Below are 16372 nucleotides of genomic sequence, written 5' to 3' on the forward strand. Positions count from 1 at the left end.
GGTGTGACCAAGGCTTACAACGAGCAGCGCAAGGAAGCCATGCGGGCTACCCAGGTCATGTTGAATATCGCGCAGGCTGGCGCCCTTAGCGAGACAGAGAACCTAACCAATGCATTGGAGTTGGTTGGCAGAAACTTGTTGATCACAGTCTTGGTGTTTCTGTTGGTTGGTGGTGTCCTCACGACTACTGTTGGTCGCAAAACCTCGCGTCACCTGCTGCGTGTGGGCTACGAGCTGCAAAACGGTGCAGAAGCCACCTCTCAAGTGGCCAGAGACATCTCCACCATGAGCAAAGACTTGGCCGAAGGTGCCAGCGAGCAAGCGGCTGCCGTAGAGGAGATCATGGCCTCTCTTGAAGAGCTCTCCAACATGACCCAGTCCACATCGGTCAACGCGTTAAAAGCGTCCACCTACACCAAGGAAAGCCGCAAATCGGCAGACTTGGGCGCTCAAACCATGATCAAGATGAGCGCTGCCATGCACGCTATCGAGACCTCAAGTGCTGAAGTGGCCAAGATTGTGAGGGGTATTGATGAAATAGCCTTTCAGACCAACTTGCTGGCGCTCAACGCCGCAGTCGAGGCCGCCAGGGCTGGCGAGGCAGGCGCAGGTTTTGCGGTGGTGGCGGACGAGGTGCGATCCTTGGCGCAGCGCAGCGCAGCAGCGGCGCGCGAAACGGCTCAAAAATCGAGGCCGCCATAGACAACAGCCGGCGTGGCACCGTCAGCTGTGACGAGCTCAGCCAGGTATTGGCCACCGTGGTCGACAACACGCGTATTGCAGACGGCTTGGCCGACGAGATAGCAGTCGCCGCGCAAGAGCAATCAACAGGCATTGCACAGATTACAACCGCAGTGACACAGATGGACGTTGTAACCCAAGCCACCGCCGCCAGCTCAAAGAGCCTGCTGAAAACTGCGCAGGACATGCGCGAGCAGGCCGTGAACACGGCAAGCCTGGTCAACAACACCATTCGCCTGGTTAAGAAACCTGCGAAACATGCCTGACGACGGCTTTGCCAAGCTGTGCGTCAACATCCAGCAACGCATGGGTGTACGCATGGACGAAAGCAAGCGCATGTTTGCGCAAACGCGCTTGCGTAAACGTTTGGCCGCGCTACAGCTGCCTGACATAGACGCCTACAGTGCTTATGCACTGTCCAATGAACAAGAGTTCCAAGCGTGTAGAGTGTTTGCTCACACACCACACACAATTCTTTAGAGAAGCGTCACATTACCCTGCACTCACCAAGGTGTTGGACAAAACGACCAGGCATGCCAATGTTTGGTGTGCGGCCTGCTCCAGTGGTGAAGAGGCTTACACCTTGAGTATGGTGTTGCAGGAGTGGGCGCATGCCCAGCCCAGCCGCACCTTCAAACTGCACGCCTCTGACGTGAGCAACAAGGTGTTGGAAACGGCGCAAAAGGGCTTGTACACCCTAAACGACACAAACCTGCCCAACAAAAACATGTTGGCCAGCTACTTTCAAACAGACCCGCATGTACAAACAGGCCAATGCCGCATAAAGGCTGATTTGAAACGGACCGTGTCTTTTTACCAGCACAACCTGTTAGACGCACCCACAGCCGACCTGGCACGGGCTGCGCCGTTTGATGTGGTGTTTTGCCGCAACGTATTGATTTACTTTGACACGCCCACACAGCGCCGCGTGATAGACCATTTACTGGCCACACTGCTACCGGGGGGACACTTATTTGTTGGACACTCAGAGCACGTTAACAGCCAACATCACAAGGTAGCTGCCCTGGGCGGTGGCGTGTACAAAAAACAGTAAGCCTATGCAAGACCCGCTATGAGTTCAACATCTAAAATAAAAGTCTTAATCGTTGACGACTCGGCGTTGGTCAGGCGTGCCATTTCAGACGCACTGGCGCTTGACGCAGACATTGAGGTGGTAGGCGTTGCCCACGACCCCTTTATTGCGCGCGAAAAAATACTAACGCTCAAACCAGACGTGCTCACGCTAGACATCGAGATGCCGCGTATGGACGGCCTCACCTTTCTGAAAGTCCTGGCAAAACACCACCCCATGCCAGTATTGGTCATCAGCTCGCTGACAGAGGCTGGCTCTGAAATGGCCATGGAGTGCATAGAGGCCGGTGCAACAGAGGTTTTGAGCAAGCCAGACGGCAGCATGTCCATTGGCGCGCTGGGCGCACAGTTGGCGTCGCGCGTCAAGGCGGTCTACCAGGCGGGCGTTGGGCGCAAGCGCATTGCCGCGCGAACCAGTGCTGCTGGCGCACATGCGCGGCCTGACGCTGTGCATGCACCAGTCACACAAAAGGCCCTGCACATAGCGCCACGCACCAATGACCAACGCTTGGTGGTGATAGGCTCGTCCACGGGTGGTATTGAGGCCTTGCGCACCATCATTCCAGCGTTGCCCGCCGATTGCCCGCCTACGGTCATCGTGCAGCACATACCGGCACATTTCTCAACCGTGTTGGCCCAACGACTCAACACCTTGTCAAAAGTTGAGGTGCGCGAGGCTGTTGAGGGCGATGTGCTGCGGGCAGGCCTTTGCCTGGTCGCACCTGGCGGTCATCACGCACTGGTGAGCAACACGCCAAAGGGCTATCAAATACGCCTCACGCAAACGCCTCCCGTACACTTTTTCCGCCCCGCCGTGGACGTGTTGTTCAAGTCGGCCTCGCGTGCGGCGGGGGCCAACACCACCGCCGTGCTGCTAACAGGTATGGGCAGCGACGGCGCGCAGGGCATGCTGGATGTACTGAACGCGGGCGGCGACACGATTGCAGAAGACGAGAGCACTTGCATTGTGTTCGGCATGCCACGCGCAGCGGGTTTACTCAATGCAGTGAATGCCAAAGTGCCTTTACCCAACGTAGCGCACAGCATTGCCGCATCGCTGAACAGGCGCCCAGGCTAAGGCTTATGGCAGACAACACAATCATCACGCCAGGTGTTCACATCAACACCATAGACTTCGACAGCTTTTGGCTGCATGGCGTTGCAAGTCCCGATCAGATACCGGCACAAACAGCCAGTGATCAATCAAGCTCGGCCCATATCCTGGTGGTAGACGACAGCCGCATGATGCGCGCGGCCTTGGTGCGCGAGCTGAATGACTTGGGCTACAACCGCATTACCCAAGCCGAAGATGGCCAAAGCGCCCTCAGCTTGCTCGAACAACACGATGTGGACCTGGTCTTGCTGGACATAGAAATGCCCGGCATCTCTGGCATAGACGTGCTGACCACGCTCAAGACCGGTGCTGTGCCCTCACCTGTACCGGTCATTGTGATCTCAGGCGCGCAAGACGAAGAAAAGGCCGTGCAGTGTATTGAGTTGGGCGCTGAAGACTTTCTTCCCAAGCCGTTCAACAAAACCTTGCTAAAGGCCCGCGTTTCCTCTGGCATTGAGAAGAAGCTGTTGCGCGACCTGGAGCTGGAGCGCCTGGAAGAGTTGCGCAAGGACAAAGAGCAGATGGCGCTTGAAAAGGACAAGTCTGACTACCTGCTGCTCAACATCCTGCCCGCCCCCATTGCACAGGAGCTCAAGGCGGGTGCCAGCGACATTGCGCAAGCGCACCCGCAAGTCACCGTGCTGTTTTCTGACCTGGTGGGCTTCACCTCTTTTTCTCGCACGGTCAGCGCATCGGAGTTGGTACACCTTCTCAACAAGGTGTTCAGCGCCTTTGACGACCTCGCCCATGAGCTGAAACTGGAAAAAATCAAAACCATTGGCGACGCCTACATGCTGGTAGGCGGCTTGCCGACTGCCAGAGCAGACCACGCCCAGGCCTGTATCCGCATGGGCTTAGGCATGGTCAAGGCCTTGAATGAGGTCAACCAGCAAATCGGCTCCAGCCTTCAAATGCGCATTGGCATGCACACTGGCTCTGTGGTCGCAGGTGTTATTGGCAAGCGCAAGTTTGCTTACGACATTTGGGGCGACACCGTCAACACGGCCAGCCGCATGGAGTCCACCGGGCAAGCCGGACGCATACAAGTGTCCAACACAACCTTTGCATTGGCCCAGCATGACTTTGCCTTTGAGGCCACTGGCGGTGTTGAATGCAAGGGCATTGGCCTCATGCCCAGCTACTTGGTCGCATGACGCGGCACAAAGGCTGGCGTGTGCACCAAACTCGCGTATGACCCTCATCATGGCGGTGATACAGTCAGTCCCGTAAGTCAGCGCACGCTTTAACCTGTGGACTTCAACACTCAAGAACTTCAAGGCGCAGCCATGGCCAAGCCCTACACCCTGTCAATGCCCCAACTGTGGCAAGCCCTACGCGAACTGCAAGCCTCCTGGAACAGCGGCGATTGGGCGGGTTTGCCCACAGTCGTGAGCGGATGCCTGCGCACCATGGGGTACACGCCCGCGTGGACAGCCCAACAGCGCGGTGTGCTGCGCCAATTCATGAAGGCCATAGACGTGCTGGCGCACGATGTTGAGCGCGTGGGCCACGCCATGCAGCAAGCCAACACTGAGCCGGCCTATCACAACCGCAAGCACATGGGGCAAGTGGTGGCCAGCATGGCTGCCTTGCTGCTGGCCAGACGCGCCAGCAACACCATGTCCACCACAGAAGCCTGCCAGGAGCTGACCTTGGTGGCCGCCGCACTTGGCCACGACGTGTTGCACGACGGACGGCGCAATGTCAGCTTGCGCCAGGCTGAGCTGCTGTCAGCCAGGTACGTCAAAGCCATATTGAAGAAAAGTGGCCTTGGCGCCCACTGGTGCGCACGCGTGGCCAGCATCATTGAGCTGACAGACCCCATAGACGCTATCAACAACCACGCCTTTCTGCTGGACAAGCATGGCTTGGACGACCTGGTGTTGTGCTGTGTACTCACCAACGAGGCCGACATTGTCGCCAGCAGCTTGCCCGACATTGGCGCAGACCTCACCGAAGATCTGGCCACAGAGTGGGACCAGCGCTACCCCACAGACGCGCAAGGCCTGCGCACCCCTGGCGGGCGTATTTTCTTCTTGAAACAACTGGCCCTGTTTTCCAGTGAGTCGTCCAAACGCCTGGGCCTGCCCGGCATTCGCCAAGCCCAACTTGAGGCTTTGGGCGCCGTCTAGACAGCCACAAGCCATTTGCACAGCGCTGGCTGCAGTCAATGCGATAATTTCGCATGGCTATTACATACAAAACAGAACAAGACGCAGCAGGCATGCGCATCGCTGGCCGCCTGGCTTCAGAGGTGCTTGACTACCTGACGCCCCACGTACAGGTGGGCGTGACCACAGAGCAATTGGACAAGCTGGCACACGACTACATCGTGAACGTGCAGCAAGCCATTCCAGCGCCGCTGAACTACGCACCGGGTGGTTACACACCCTACCCCAAGTCTATTTGCACGTCGGTCAACCACACCATTTGCCACGGCATTCCCAATGAAAAAGCCCTCAAAAAAGGCGACATCATCAACATTGACATCACGGTCATAAAAGATGGCTGGCATGGCGATACCAGTCGCATGTTTACCGTGGGAGAAGCCTCTATCGCCGCCAAACGCTTATGCGCTGTCACCTACGACGCCATGTGGAAAGGTATTGCCATGGTCAAACCCGGCATACGCTTGGGTGACATTGGCCATGCCATTCAAACCTTTGCTCAAGGCCAAGGGTTTAGTGTGGTGCGCGAGTTTTGTGGCCACGGCATAGGCAGAGGTTTTCATGAAGACCCCCAAATATTGCACTACGGCACGCCCGGCACAGGCGAGGAAATCAAGGCCGGTATGGTCTTCACCATTGAACCCATGATCAACGCCGGCAAACGCGACATCAAGGAAATGGGCGATGGCTGGACCATAGTCACCAAAGACCGCTCGCTGTCGGCGCAGTGGGAGCACACCGTGTTGGTCACACCCACAGGCTACGAGGTGTTAACCGTGTCTGCTGGCACGCCTGCCACACCCGCGTTTGTGCCAGCCTAAGCCGTACAAAGCCTACCCATGAGCAGCGCCGCACCAAGCCTTGCCATGCAGCATTTGGGCGTGCTGCGTGAGCAACATGCTGCGGGCAAGCTGGCGTTGCAGGCGGCACTGCTAAACCCCGCCATGCAGCCACGCAGCGTCAAAGGCGTGTTGCGCGGCCTGGCCAGGCACACAGACACAACACTGCGTGCCGTTTGGAAGCTGGCCAATATGCCTGCCTCTGCAAGCCTCATCGCCGTAGGCGGCTATGGGCGTAACGAGTTATTCCCAGGCTCGGATGTGGATGTGCTGGTATTGCTAACAGGCGGCAAGCCGCCAGAAGCTGACCCACAACTGCGCCAGTGCATAGAGCAATTCATCAGCAACTGCTGGGACGTGGGCCTGGAGATCGGTGCCAGCGTACGCCAGCCCAGTGACTGCCTCAACGAGGCGGCCAATGACGTCACCGTGCAAACCTCGCTGCTTGAGTCGCGCTGGTTGGCAGGCTCAAAAATGGCGCTACCCGCACTGATGCAGTCCGTGTTGGCAGCCCTCAGTCCCCTGGACTTTTTTACCGCCAAAACGCTTGAGATGCGCCAGCGTCACCAGCGGTTTGACAGTACGCCCTACTCCCTGGAGCCCAACTGTAAAGAGTCGCCCGGCGGTCTGCGTGACTTGCAAGTGGTGGGCTGGGTCGCCCGAGCCGCTGGCTTTGGCAACAGTTGGGATGACATGGCGGCCAAAGGCCTCATCACCGACCTGGAACTGGGGCAACTCAAAACCAATGAAGCCTTGCTAAGCCTGATTCGGGCGCGCTTGCACGTGTTGTCCAAGCGGCGCGAAGACAGGCTGATTTTTGATTTGCAAAACGCCGTGGCTGAGACGTTTGGCTACAAGGCCAGCGCCCCGGCAGACGGCCACAGCCGCTCGGCAAGACGCGCCAGCGAGGCGCTGATGAAGCGCTACTACTGGGCCGCCAAGGCGGTCACACAGCTCAATCAAATTGTGCTGCTCAACATTGAAGAGGCGCTTCGCGCCTGCGAGGTAGAGGCGCCTGTGGCCATGCGCGCCATCAACCCACGGTTCTTTGACAGAGGCGGTCTGATTGAAGTGGCCTCAGACGACTTGTATGTGCGCGAGCCACAGGCCATTCTGGAGACGTTTTTGCTGTATCAAAATACGGTCAGCATTACCGGCTTGTCTGCCCGAACCCTGCGTGCGCTGTACAGTGCACGCCCCATCATGAACGCCAAGTTCAGGGCAGATCCAGTCAACCACGCCACCTTCATGGCCATATTGCGACACCCGGAAGGCATCACGCACGCACTGCGCCTGATGAACCAAACATCTGTGCTGGGTCGCTACCTGTGGGTATTCAGAAACATCGTGGGGCAAATGCAGCACGACTTGTTTCATGTGTATACCGTAGACACGCACACACTGATGGTGTTGCGCAATGTGCGCCGCTTTTTCATTGCCGACCACTCACACGAATACCCCTTTTGCTCGCAACTGGCTGCCGGTTGGGACAAGCCGTGGATTTTTTATGTCGCGGCCATCTTTCACGACATTGCCAAAGGCCGGGGCGGCGATCACTCGGTACTGGGCGCCAAAGACGTCAAAGTGTTTTGCAAACAACACGGCATTGTTGGCGAAGACGCCAGACTCATAGAGTTTATTGTGGCCAACCATTTGCTCATGAGTCATGTGGCTCAAAAGCAGGACACCTCTGACCCCGAGGTGGTGGCCAACTTTGTAAAACGTGTGGGCAACGAGCGCAATCTGAGCGCGCTGTACCTGTTTACAGTGGCCGACATAAGAGGCACATCGCCCAAAGTCTGGAACGGCTGGAAAGCCAAGCTGCTAGAAGACTTGTTCAGGGCAGGCATGCGCATACTGGGTGGCCAAGAGGTTCGCCCAGACGCCATTGTTGACGCGCGCAAGCGTGAGGCGCTGGCTATCTTGGCCCTGCATGCCACGCCCTACATGGCGCACAAAACCCTTTGGGACCAGCTGGACCTTAGCTACTTTATGCGCCACGACAGCGACGACATTGCATGGCATACACGCCATTTGTCCAAAGTGTTTGCAAACAGCCTGGGCACAAGCCAAGACACGACAAGCAACAGCCCGGCGCTTGGCCGCCAAAGCTGCGTGGTCAGGGCCAGGCGTTCGCACTTAAGCGATGGCCTGCAAGTGATGGTGTTCGCGCCAGACCAGCCAGACCTGTTCGCGCGTATTTGTGGCTACTTTGACCGGGCTGGCTTCAGCATATTGGACGCGCGCATTCACAACACCAAACTGGGTAACGCACTTGATACGTTTCAGGTGAGCAACCCACACATTGCCGAGCAGCAACGCGAGTACGTGGGCATGGTTGAAGCCAACCTGGCTGCGCTGATTGACCAGGCAGCCCCGTTGCCACAAGCTCAGATGGGGCGTTTGTCTCGCCGCGTCAAAAGCTTTCCCATGCCTGCGCGGGTGGATTTGCGCCCAGACGAAAAGGCGCAGCACTGGCTGCTGACCATCTCGGCCAGCGATCGCACGGGGTTGCTCTACGGCGTCGCACGCACACTTGCATTGCACGGGGTGAGCGTTGAATTGTCCAAAATCACCACGTTGGGCGAACGGGTTGAAGACACATTTTTGGTCAGTGGCGAGGCGCTAGGCAGCCAAAAGGCGCGCATCGCGCTAGAGACCGAGTTGCTAAGCGTCTTGAACGACTGACTGGGCTTTGCCGACCCACTAGGCAGTCTTTCCCTCAAGCGCTGCCAACTCCGGGAATAACGCCTCTACATACCCAAACTGGCTGAAGTCTCTCACGCGGCTGGGGTACAGCACACCAAACAAGTGATCACATTCATGTTGCGCCACACGCGCATGAAAGCCTGAGGCCGTTCGGTCAATGGCATTGCCCATCACATCAAAGCCGGTGTAGCGAATGTGCATCCAGCGTGGCACTTGCGCGCGCATGCCTGGCACAGACAGGCAACCTTCCCAGCCCAGCTGCTCTTCATCGCCTATGGGTGTGATCACGGGGTTGATCAATGTGGTCGCCGGTATGGGCGCTTCCAGCGGATAACGAGGGTTGACTTGGCCAGAGCCAAACATGACCACTTGCAAGTCCACGCCAATTTGGGGTGCAGCCAGGCCAGCACCGTTGGCGTGGGCCATGGTCTCTGTCATGTCGGCAATCAGCTGGTGCAGCTCAGGTGTGTCAAATTGCTGCACGGGTTGTGCAGTGCGGTTCAGGCGGGCATCGCCCATTTTTAGTATGCTGTGAATCGTCATAGCGGTAGTTTAGATCGAATAAGCAAAAGGAGACCCGACATGCATAACCCCCTCGTATCACCCGTTGCCTCAGTACTGTTGATGGGCGCGGCGCTTGCCGCGCACGCTGACACGCCTGCCATTTACAAAGGTGCTGACCTGGCACTGGGTCAGGAGCTCATTGCGCAAAACAACTGCACCAGCTGCCACATCGAAAAAGTTGGTGGTAACGGCAGCGGCATTTACAGGCCTCTTGGGCGCATCAATACCGCTGGTTTGCTACGCGGCATGGTGGAACAATGCAACACATCGCTGAATCTGTCGTTGTTTCCTGAAGAGGTCACGGCTGTGGCCGCCGTGCTCAACCGCGACCACTACAAATTCAAAAACTAAACGGGTGGCAACTTGCCCGCCAACAAGCTGGCCAAGCCTTCTTCGTCTAAAACAGGCACACCCAACGCCTGCGCTTTGTCCAACTTGCTGCCCGCGGCCTCGCCTGCCACCACGTAGCTGGTTTTTTTGCTCACGGAGCCTGATACTTTTGCGCCAAGGGCTTCCAACGCCGCTTTGGCCTCGTCCCGCCCGTATTGGGTCAGCGTGCCAGTGAGCACCACAGTCATGCCAAACAGGGCCAGGTCTTGCGCGTTTTGTGGCGCCACGTCGTCCCAATGCACACCCAATGCAATCAATTGCGCAATCATGTCGCGCTGGGGTTGTTGTGCAAAAAATGTATGCGCGCTCAAGGCCACCACCGGACCTACGTCGGGCACTTGAGCCAAGGCGTCGGTGCTGGCGTTCATGATGGCGTCTAAATTGCCAAAGTGCTTGACTAAGGCCTTGGCGGTGGCCTCACCGACATGGCGAATGCCCAAACCAAACAAAAAGCGCGGCAATTGCGCAGCCTTGGACGCATTGAGTGCATCCACCAGATTTTGAGCGGACTTGGCCGCCATGCGCGGCAAGCCAGACAAGGTGTCCACGTCAAGGCGGTACAAATCCGCCAAGTTGTGCACCAGGTTGGCGTCTACCAGCTGCTCTATCAGCTTGTCGCCCAAACCGTCTATGTCCATGGCTTTGCGCGAGGCGAAATGCGCCATGGCCTCTTTGCGTTGCGCGGCGCACACCAGACCACCGCTACAGCGGTAGTCGGCCTCACCGTCCAGGCGAATGGCCTCACTGCCGCACACTGGACATGCTCTGGGCATGACAAATTGCAGCGGTGCGCCCTGGCGTTTATCCAGGGCCACGCTCACCACCTCAGGTATCACGTCACCGGCGCGGCGCACCACCACGGTATCGCCTACGCGCACGTCTTTGCGCCTGGCTTCGTCTTCGTTGTGCAGTGTGGCATTGGTCACGGTCACACCACCTACAAACACCGGTGCCAGTTTGGCCACTGGCGTGAGCTTGCCAGTGCGCCCCACCTGAATGTCAATGGCCTGCACAGTGGTGAATTGTTCCTGGGCGGGGTATTTGTGCGCCACAGCCCAGCGGGGCCACGGCTGACAAAGCCTAAGCGCCGCTGAAGAGCGAGATCGTTGACTTTGTAAACAACGCCGTCTATGTCAAAAGCCAAGGCGTCACGCTGCTGCGCGATGTGTTGGTGAAAGGCCACCAACCCTGCACCACCTGATACCACTTGGGTCTGCTGGCTAACCGGAAAGCCCCAAGCCTTGAGTTGCTGCAACCATGCAAAGTGCGTGTTGGGCACAACACCAGCGAAGCCTTGCACCGTGGCCAAAGCGTAGGCAAAAAAGCTCAGAGGCCTTGACGCTGCAACGCTGGAGTCCAACTGGCGCACGGCACCAGCGGCTGCGTTGCGTGGGTTGACAAATGTTTTGTCACCCTGGTCCCGTTGACGCGCGTTGAGCGCCTCAAAGTCGGTGCGTGCCATGTAGACCTCGCCGCGTACCTCCAGCACCTTGGGCGCACTTGGTGGCAAGCGCAGTGGAATCTGGCCAATGGTGCGCACGTTGTGCGTGACGTCTTCACCACAGCGCCATCACCACGCGTTGCGGCGCGCACCAGCACACCGCCTTCATAGCGCACACTCATGGCCAGGCCGTCAAACTTCAGCTCAGCCACGTAGTCAACAGGCGGCGCGTCCTCGCTCAGGTCCAGCTCTTTGCGCATGCGCGCATCAAAAGCCAGCGCGCCTTGCTCAGTGGTATCTGTCTCAGTGCGAATACTGAGCATGGGCACGTCATGCGTGACGGTTTGAAATTGCGGCAATACCGCACCACCCACGCGCAAAATGGGTGAATCAGGCGTTTGCAGCTCTGGGTACTGTGTCTCAAGCGCTTGCAGCTGGACAAACAAGCGGTCGTACTCGGCATCTGGCACCGTAGGCGCATCCAGCACGTAGTAGGCGTGTTGGTGGGCCAGCAGTTGGGCGCGCAACGTGGCTGCACGCTCCAAAGTGTCAGGGCCTGGCGGCTGGTCGCCAAATAAATCGGCCATTAGCTGAATCGGCTACTCGCGCGTGTTAGGAGAACAAGCGCTTGGCCAAAGCCGAGCCTGCGGGCAAGTCACGCCCCATCAACTCGCCGTACAGCGCCAGTACGTCCTGGCCAATCTGGTCAAGCGTGGCCGCGCCAAGACGCACCCCCGAGTCGTCGGTCAACACACCATCCATCTCTCGGCACAAGGTCTCGCCGACATCGCGCATGCGGGTGTAAGGCGTTTGTGCAGCGCTGACGTGGCCCACATCCAGCTCTAGTCGAATCTCGCGTACGGCTGACTGCTCAGGATCGTCGGCCATGGCGGCTTGCGAATCAATGCGCAAACTCAGCAGTGCGCTGTCACCTGTCTTGGTGCTGGGCAATATCATTTTGCCCGGCAACGAGCCCGCTACAAAACCCAGCTTTGAGGCCTGCAACTGCACATAGCCCACGCTCCAGGCGGCCTTGACCGCACGAATCGTGAAACTCAATTGCGCGTCACGTGCGCTGGCAAACTGGTCTAGATCGCGCGCACGGGCCACTTCATCCATCATGTCTGGAAAGTCTGGCTGCGCTGTGATGACATCGCAAAAGTGCTGTGTCTTGACCACGTACTCTGAAAACTCTATGTCGTTGATGGGGCCACTGCGGTTGGCAAGCTGCAAACCCGCCTGGAGTTGGCTGTAGGTTTGCGATGGCTGAATAGGCTCCCAAGCCTCGTGCAGCACGTTGAGACCTTCGATGGCGAAGGGTTTGGTGCCCACACGCCGGCTGGGTGGCATGGCAGCCAATACAAAGTCGCCCTTGATGGGCGTATCCAGTTGCAGCGACGTGATGACGTCAATCAGCGCATCCAGTTTGCCCTTGTAGTCAATAGACGAGGCAGACGCGCTGAGTCCATGCTCAGGCAAGTCCCAGCGCGCGCTGGTTTTGGCCTCATCGCTTTGGGTGCTGTCTTGCCCGTCGTCAAGAATGGCCTCAATGCTGGGGTCTACCGCCAGGCTGGGGCTTGCACGTTTTTTGCCGTGCTTGGGCTCGCTGCGCCTTGTTACCCACGCGTTGTAGGCCACGACGCCCGCCATGATGAGTGCGCCCAAGATTGTTAGTGACAGTTGTAATGAGCTCATGTGTCGTCCCCCTAGGCTACCAAATTCGCCGCAGACTCCATATCTACCGCAACAATACGCGACACGCCCTGCTCTTGCATGGTCACGCCAATGAGTTGCTTGGCCATTTCCATGGCAATCTTGTTGTGACTGATGAATAGGAATTGCGTACTGGCGCTCATGGCGCTCACCAGCTTGGCATAGCGCTCCGTGTTGGCGTCGTCCAGCGGCGCATCTACCTCGTCGAGCAAACAAAAAGGCGCCGGGTTGAGCTGGAAAATGGCAAAGACCAGTGCAATGGCAGTCAAGGCTTTTTCGCCGCCAGACAACAAGTGAATGGTCTGGTTCTTTTTGCCCGGCGGCTGCGCCATGACCTGCACACCAGCGTCCAAAATCTCGTCGCCAGTCATCACCAACTTGGCATGACCTCCACCAAACAGCTCTGGGAACATCTTGCCAAAGTGGCCGTTGACGGTCTCAAAGGTGCTGCCCAACAAGTCGCGCGTCTCGGCGTCGATTTTGGCAATGGCGTCTTCCAGCGTTTGTATCGCCTCAAGCAAGTCGGCCATTTGCGTATCTAAAAACGCTTTGCGCTGGCGAGAGGCTGTGAGCTCTTCTAGCGCGGCCAGGTTCACCGCGCCCAAGGCGGTAATGTCTCTGTGCAAACGCTCAATTTCAGACTGCAAGCCGTTCAGACGCACATTGCCCTCAGTCACGCTTTGCGACACCGCCGCCAGATCGGCCTGGGCTTCTTCCAGCTGCTGCGTGTATTGCGCAACGCCCAAACGGGCAGCCTGCTCTTTGAGCTGCATCTCGGTGATGCGCGCGCGTATGGGGTCCAGTGCACGCTCGATTTGCAAGCGGCGCTCGTCGCTGGCGCGCAGCTTGTTGGTGAGATCGTCGTACTCGCTGCGCTTGGCACCTAAAGCCTCTTCGCGCTGCAACTTAAGCGCCAACGCATCTTGCAAACCGCCTTGCGCCGCCGCATCGCTAAGCCTTGCCAGCTCACTTTGAGCGCGTTCACGCTCTGCGTCCACACCTGCGAGCTGATCGCCAGCGGTCTTTAGCATGCGCTGCAACTCGTCACGCCTCGCGCCCAAGCTGCGTTGCGAAAAGCTGGCCTCTTGCATCTGGCGCTCAAGGCTGCGCTGTTGCTCACGCGCGGCATCCAGCTGGCGTTGTTGCTGAATCACGGTGTCGTCTAACTGCGCGTGACGCTCTTGCGTATCAGCCAGCTGCATGTCCAGCTCTTCAAAACGCTGCTGCGAGGCCGCTTTGCGTGCTTGAATGTCTTCAAGTGAGGCATCCAGCTCTTGCAAGTCCCCTTCAATTTGGCGGCTGCGCGCAGCTGCTTGCTCGCTGGCCTGGGTCAGACGCAGCAACTCCACTTGCAATTCGTGGCTACGCGTTTGCGACTCATTGCTGCGTGCACGCAGTTGCGTCAGTTGCTGGGCCGCATTGGCATAGTCGGCCTCAGCGCGCACCAATGCAGCACGTGCCTCGTCGCTGATCAGTGACTGCGCACGCACTTGCTTGTCCAGATTTTCGATTTCCTGGCTGCGCGCCAGCATACCCGCCTGTTCGCTATCGGCGGCGTAAAAACTCACGCTATTGGGGCCCACTACATGACCATCGGTGGCCACCAGGTACTGGCCAATACCCAGCTTGGTGCGCTCAAGCAGCGCATGGCCAAGGCTGTCTGCCACAAAGCAGCCGTTTAGCCAGTGGGCCAACACGGCACGCACGCCGGCGTCACGGGTAGACACTTTGTCCAGCAATGGCTTGAAACCAGCAGGTGCGGCAGGCGCAGCGGTTTGTGCGCCATTGGTATCCAAGAAGGTGAGCTTTATGGCGGGCGCATCCGCTGCAAAGCCTTTGACCATATCAAGTTGGCCTACAGGCAAAGCAGCCAAGCGCTCACGCAATATGGCCTCAACGGCGGTTTCCCAGCCGTTTTCCACCTGCAACTGCTGCCACAGCGGCTGCAAGTGGCCTAAGCCATGCTTGTCCACCCAGGGTTGCAGCTTGTCGTTGGTTTGCAATTTATCTTGCAGCGCTTTGAGCGCTTGCAGCTTGGCGGACAGTTGGGCCAGACTGGAACCTTGCTGGCTAAGATTGCTTTGGGCCGCCGCTCTGGCCTCGTCCAGCTCTGGCACAGACGTTTGCAAGGCGTCCAACGCGCCCATGTTCCAGGTGTGCTGCTCCAGCGCTTGGGCATGTTGTTCGCGCAAGTTGTTCAGGCGCGTGGCATCAGGGGCTTGTACAGCATTGCGCTCAGCTGCGAGGCGCTCGCGCCTGGTCTCGCTTGAGCGCGCCTGGTCTTCCAGGCCGCGCTGTTCAGCGGCCAACACCTGTATTTGCTGCTGAATCTGGGTCACCGCGCCGCGCTGCTCATTGGCTTTGCCTTGTGCGGCGCGCAGTTGCTCTTCCAGGCCTGGCAAGACCTGCGCCTGCTCTTCAACCTGGGCCTCCAAGATAGCCGCTTGTTCTTGCGCTGACTCGGCGTTGGCCTCTAAATTTTCCAGTTCGTCGGTGGCTGTGGTTTGCTGGGTGAGCCACTGCTGGTGCTGTTCTACCAGTTGCTCAAGGCGCTGCTGTGCTCGGGCGCGCCCTTCCACCACAAAGCGAATTTCCGCCTCCAGCTTGCCTACCTCTGCAGAAGCCTCATACAACTGGCCTTGCGCCTGGTTGACCTGGTCGCCAGCGGCGTAGTGCGCTTGGCGCACCACTTCAATATCGGCCTCCAAGCGGCGCAAGTCAGCCATGCTGGACTCTAGTTCAGTGGCGTTGGTCTGCGCCTGTTCGGCCAAGCGCGCCTGCTCGGCTTGCGCGTCTGCGCGCTTCAAGAACCAAAGCTGCTGCTGCTTGAGTGTGGCGCTGGCCTGCAAACTTTGAAACTGCGCGGCCACTTCGGCTTGGCGCTCCAGCTTGTCAAGATTGGCGTTTAACTCGCGCAATATGTCCTCGACACGGGTGAGATTTTCACGCGTATCGTTCAAGCGGTTCGCGGTTTCACGGCGACGCTCCTTGTATTTGGACACCCCCGCGGCCTCTTCCAAAAACAGGCGCAATTCTTCAGGCTTGCTCTCAATAATGCGGCTGATGGTGCCTTGGCCAATGATGGCGTAGGCACGCGGACCCAAGCCAGTGCCCAAAAACACGTCTTGTACGTCCCGGCGGCGAACCAGCTGGTTGTTGATAAAGTAGCTGCTATTGCCTTCGCGCGTGAGCACACGCCTGACGGCAATCTCAGAAAACTGGCTCCACTGGCCACCGGCGCGGTGGTCGGCGTTGTCAAACACCAGCTCGACACTGGCGCGGCTGGCTGGCTTGCGGTTGTTGGTGCCGTTAAAAATAACGTCCTGCATGGACTCACCGCGCAACTCGGACGCTTTGGACTCGCCCAGCACCCAGCGCACGGCGTCCATGATGTTGGACTTGCCGCACCCGTTGGGACCCACCACGCCAACCAGTTGGCCAGGCAGTACAAAGTTGGTGGGCTCTACAAAAGACTTGAAGCCCGCTAGCTTGATAGATTGAAGACGCACGCTGTTTTGTTTGCCAAAGTGTTCATTTTTGGCTGTTATGAGAAGCAATAGACCGCTGACTATAACGCGTGCGCGACGCCAGCTCCTGTTAG

12 protein-coding genes and 2 pseudogenes are annotated in these 16372 nt (G+C 58.2%); 10 read left to right on the top strand and 4 right to left on the bottom strand.

Going from position 1 to position 16372, the window contains the following annotated elements; all coding sequences use genetic code 11:
* The first annotated feature begins 369 nt into the window (after nucleotides 1-369).
* The 9 genes and pseudogenes from LN050_02940 to LN050_02980 all read left to right on the top strand — a co-directional run bounded on the left by LN050_02940 (nucleotide 370) and on the right by LN050_02980 (nucleotide 8642).
* Nucleotides 370-704: pseudogene (locus LN050_02940) on the top strand (methyl-accepting chemotaxis protein).
* A 54-nt stretch (nucleotides 705-758) separates the two neighbouring features.
* Nucleotides 759-1007, top strand: a complete 249-nt coding sequence (locus LN050_02945) for a hypothetical protein (protein ID UFS57417.1) — start codon at nucleotides 759-761, stop codon at nucleotides 1005-1007.
* Nucleotides 1000-1221, top strand: a complete 222-nt coding sequence (locus LN050_02950; protein ID UFS56821.1) for a hypothetical protein — start codon at nucleotides 1000-1002, stop codon at nucleotides 1219-1221. The genes LN050_02945 and LN050_02950 overlap by 8 nt, the downstream gene beginning before the upstream one ends.
* A complete protein-coding gene (locus LN050_02955; GenBank protein ID UFS56822.1) occupies nucleotides 1163-1795 on the top strand; it encodes a hypothetical protein in 633 nt (210 codons plus the stop codon). Before LN050_02950 ends, LN050_02955 begins: the two co-directional genes overlap by 59 nt.
* Nucleotides 1796-1813: 18 nt before the next feature.
* On the top strand, nucleotides 1814-2911 hold the full coding sequence (locus tag LN050_02960) for a chemotaxis response regulator protein-glutamate methylesterase (protein ID UFS56823.1): 1098 nt from the start codon (nucleotides 1814-1816) through the stop codon (nucleotides 2909-2911).
* A gap of 5 nt (nucleotides 2912-2916) precedes the next feature.
* The gene (locus tag LN050_02965) at nucleotides 2917-4101 is read left to right on the top strand and encodes a response regulator (protein UFS56824.1); all 1185 of its coding nucleotides are present in this window, start codon (nucleotides 2917-2919) and stop codon (nucleotides 4099-4101) included.
* 96 nt (nucleotides 4102-4197) lie between these two features.
* A complete protein-coding gene (locus LN050_02970) occupies nucleotides 4198-5079 on the top strand; it encodes a 3',5'-cyclic nucleotide phosphodiesterase (protein UFS56825.1) in 882 nt (293 codons plus the stop codon).
* A gap of 53 nt (nucleotides 5080-5132) precedes the next feature.
* Nucleotides 5133-5936: a type I methionyl aminopeptidase gene (gene map / locus LN050_02975; GenBank protein UFS56826.1), complete on the top strand. Its 804-nt coding sequence runs from the start codon at nucleotides 5133-5135 to the stop codon at nucleotides 5934-5936.
* Nucleotides 5937-5954: 18 nt separating this feature from the next.
* Nucleotides 5955-8642, top strand: a complete 2688-nt coding sequence (locus LN050_02980) for a [protein-PII] uridylyltransferase (protein UFS56827.1) — start codon at nucleotides 5955-5957, stop codon at nucleotides 8640-8642.
* Between the two features lie 18 nt (nucleotides 8643-8660).
* Here LN050_02980 and def read toward each other — a convergent pair whose 3' ends face one another.
* Nucleotides 8661-9206, bottom strand: coding sequence for a peptide deformylase (gene def / locus LN050_02985; protein ID UFS56828.1), 546 nt, complete (start codon nucleotides 9204-9206; stop codon nucleotides 8661-8663).
* Between the two features lie 39 nt (nucleotides 9207-9245).
* On the opposite strand from def, the gene LN050_02990 reads away from it, so the two are divergent.
* A complete protein-coding gene (locus LN050_02990) occupies nucleotides 9246-9578 on the top strand; it encodes a hypothetical protein (protein ID UFS56829.1) in 333 nt (110 codons plus the stop codon).
* Here the strand turns inward: LN050_02990 and ligA are convergent.
* The 3 genes and pseudogenes from ligA to smc all read right to left on the bottom strand — a co-directional run bounded on the left by ligA (nucleotide 9575) and on the right by smc (nucleotide 16280).
* Nucleotides 9575-11645, bottom strand: a pseudogene (gene ligA / locus LN050_02995) (NAD-dependent DNA ligase LigA). The gene LN050_02990 and the pseudogene ligA overlap by 4 nt on opposite strands.
* A gap of 25 nt (nucleotides 11646-11670) precedes the next feature.
* Nucleotides 11671-12753, bottom strand: coding sequence for a cell division protein FtsZ (locus LN050_03000; protein UFS56830.1), 1083 nt, complete (start codon nucleotides 12751-12753; stop codon nucleotides 11671-11673).
* 11 nt (nucleotides 12754-12764) lie between these two features.
* A complete protein-coding gene (gene smc / locus LN050_03005) occupies nucleotides 12765-16280 on the bottom strand; it encodes a chromosome segregation protein SMC (GenBank protein UFS56831.1) in 3516 nt (1171 codons plus the stop codon).
* Between the last annotated feature and the right edge of the window lie 92 nt (nucleotides 16281-16372).

The organism is Comamonadaceae bacterium M7527 (assembly GCA_021044545.1).
Taxonomy (GTDB): domain Bacteria; phylum Pseudomonadota; class Gammaproteobacteria; order Burkholderiales; family Burkholderiaceae_C; genus RS62.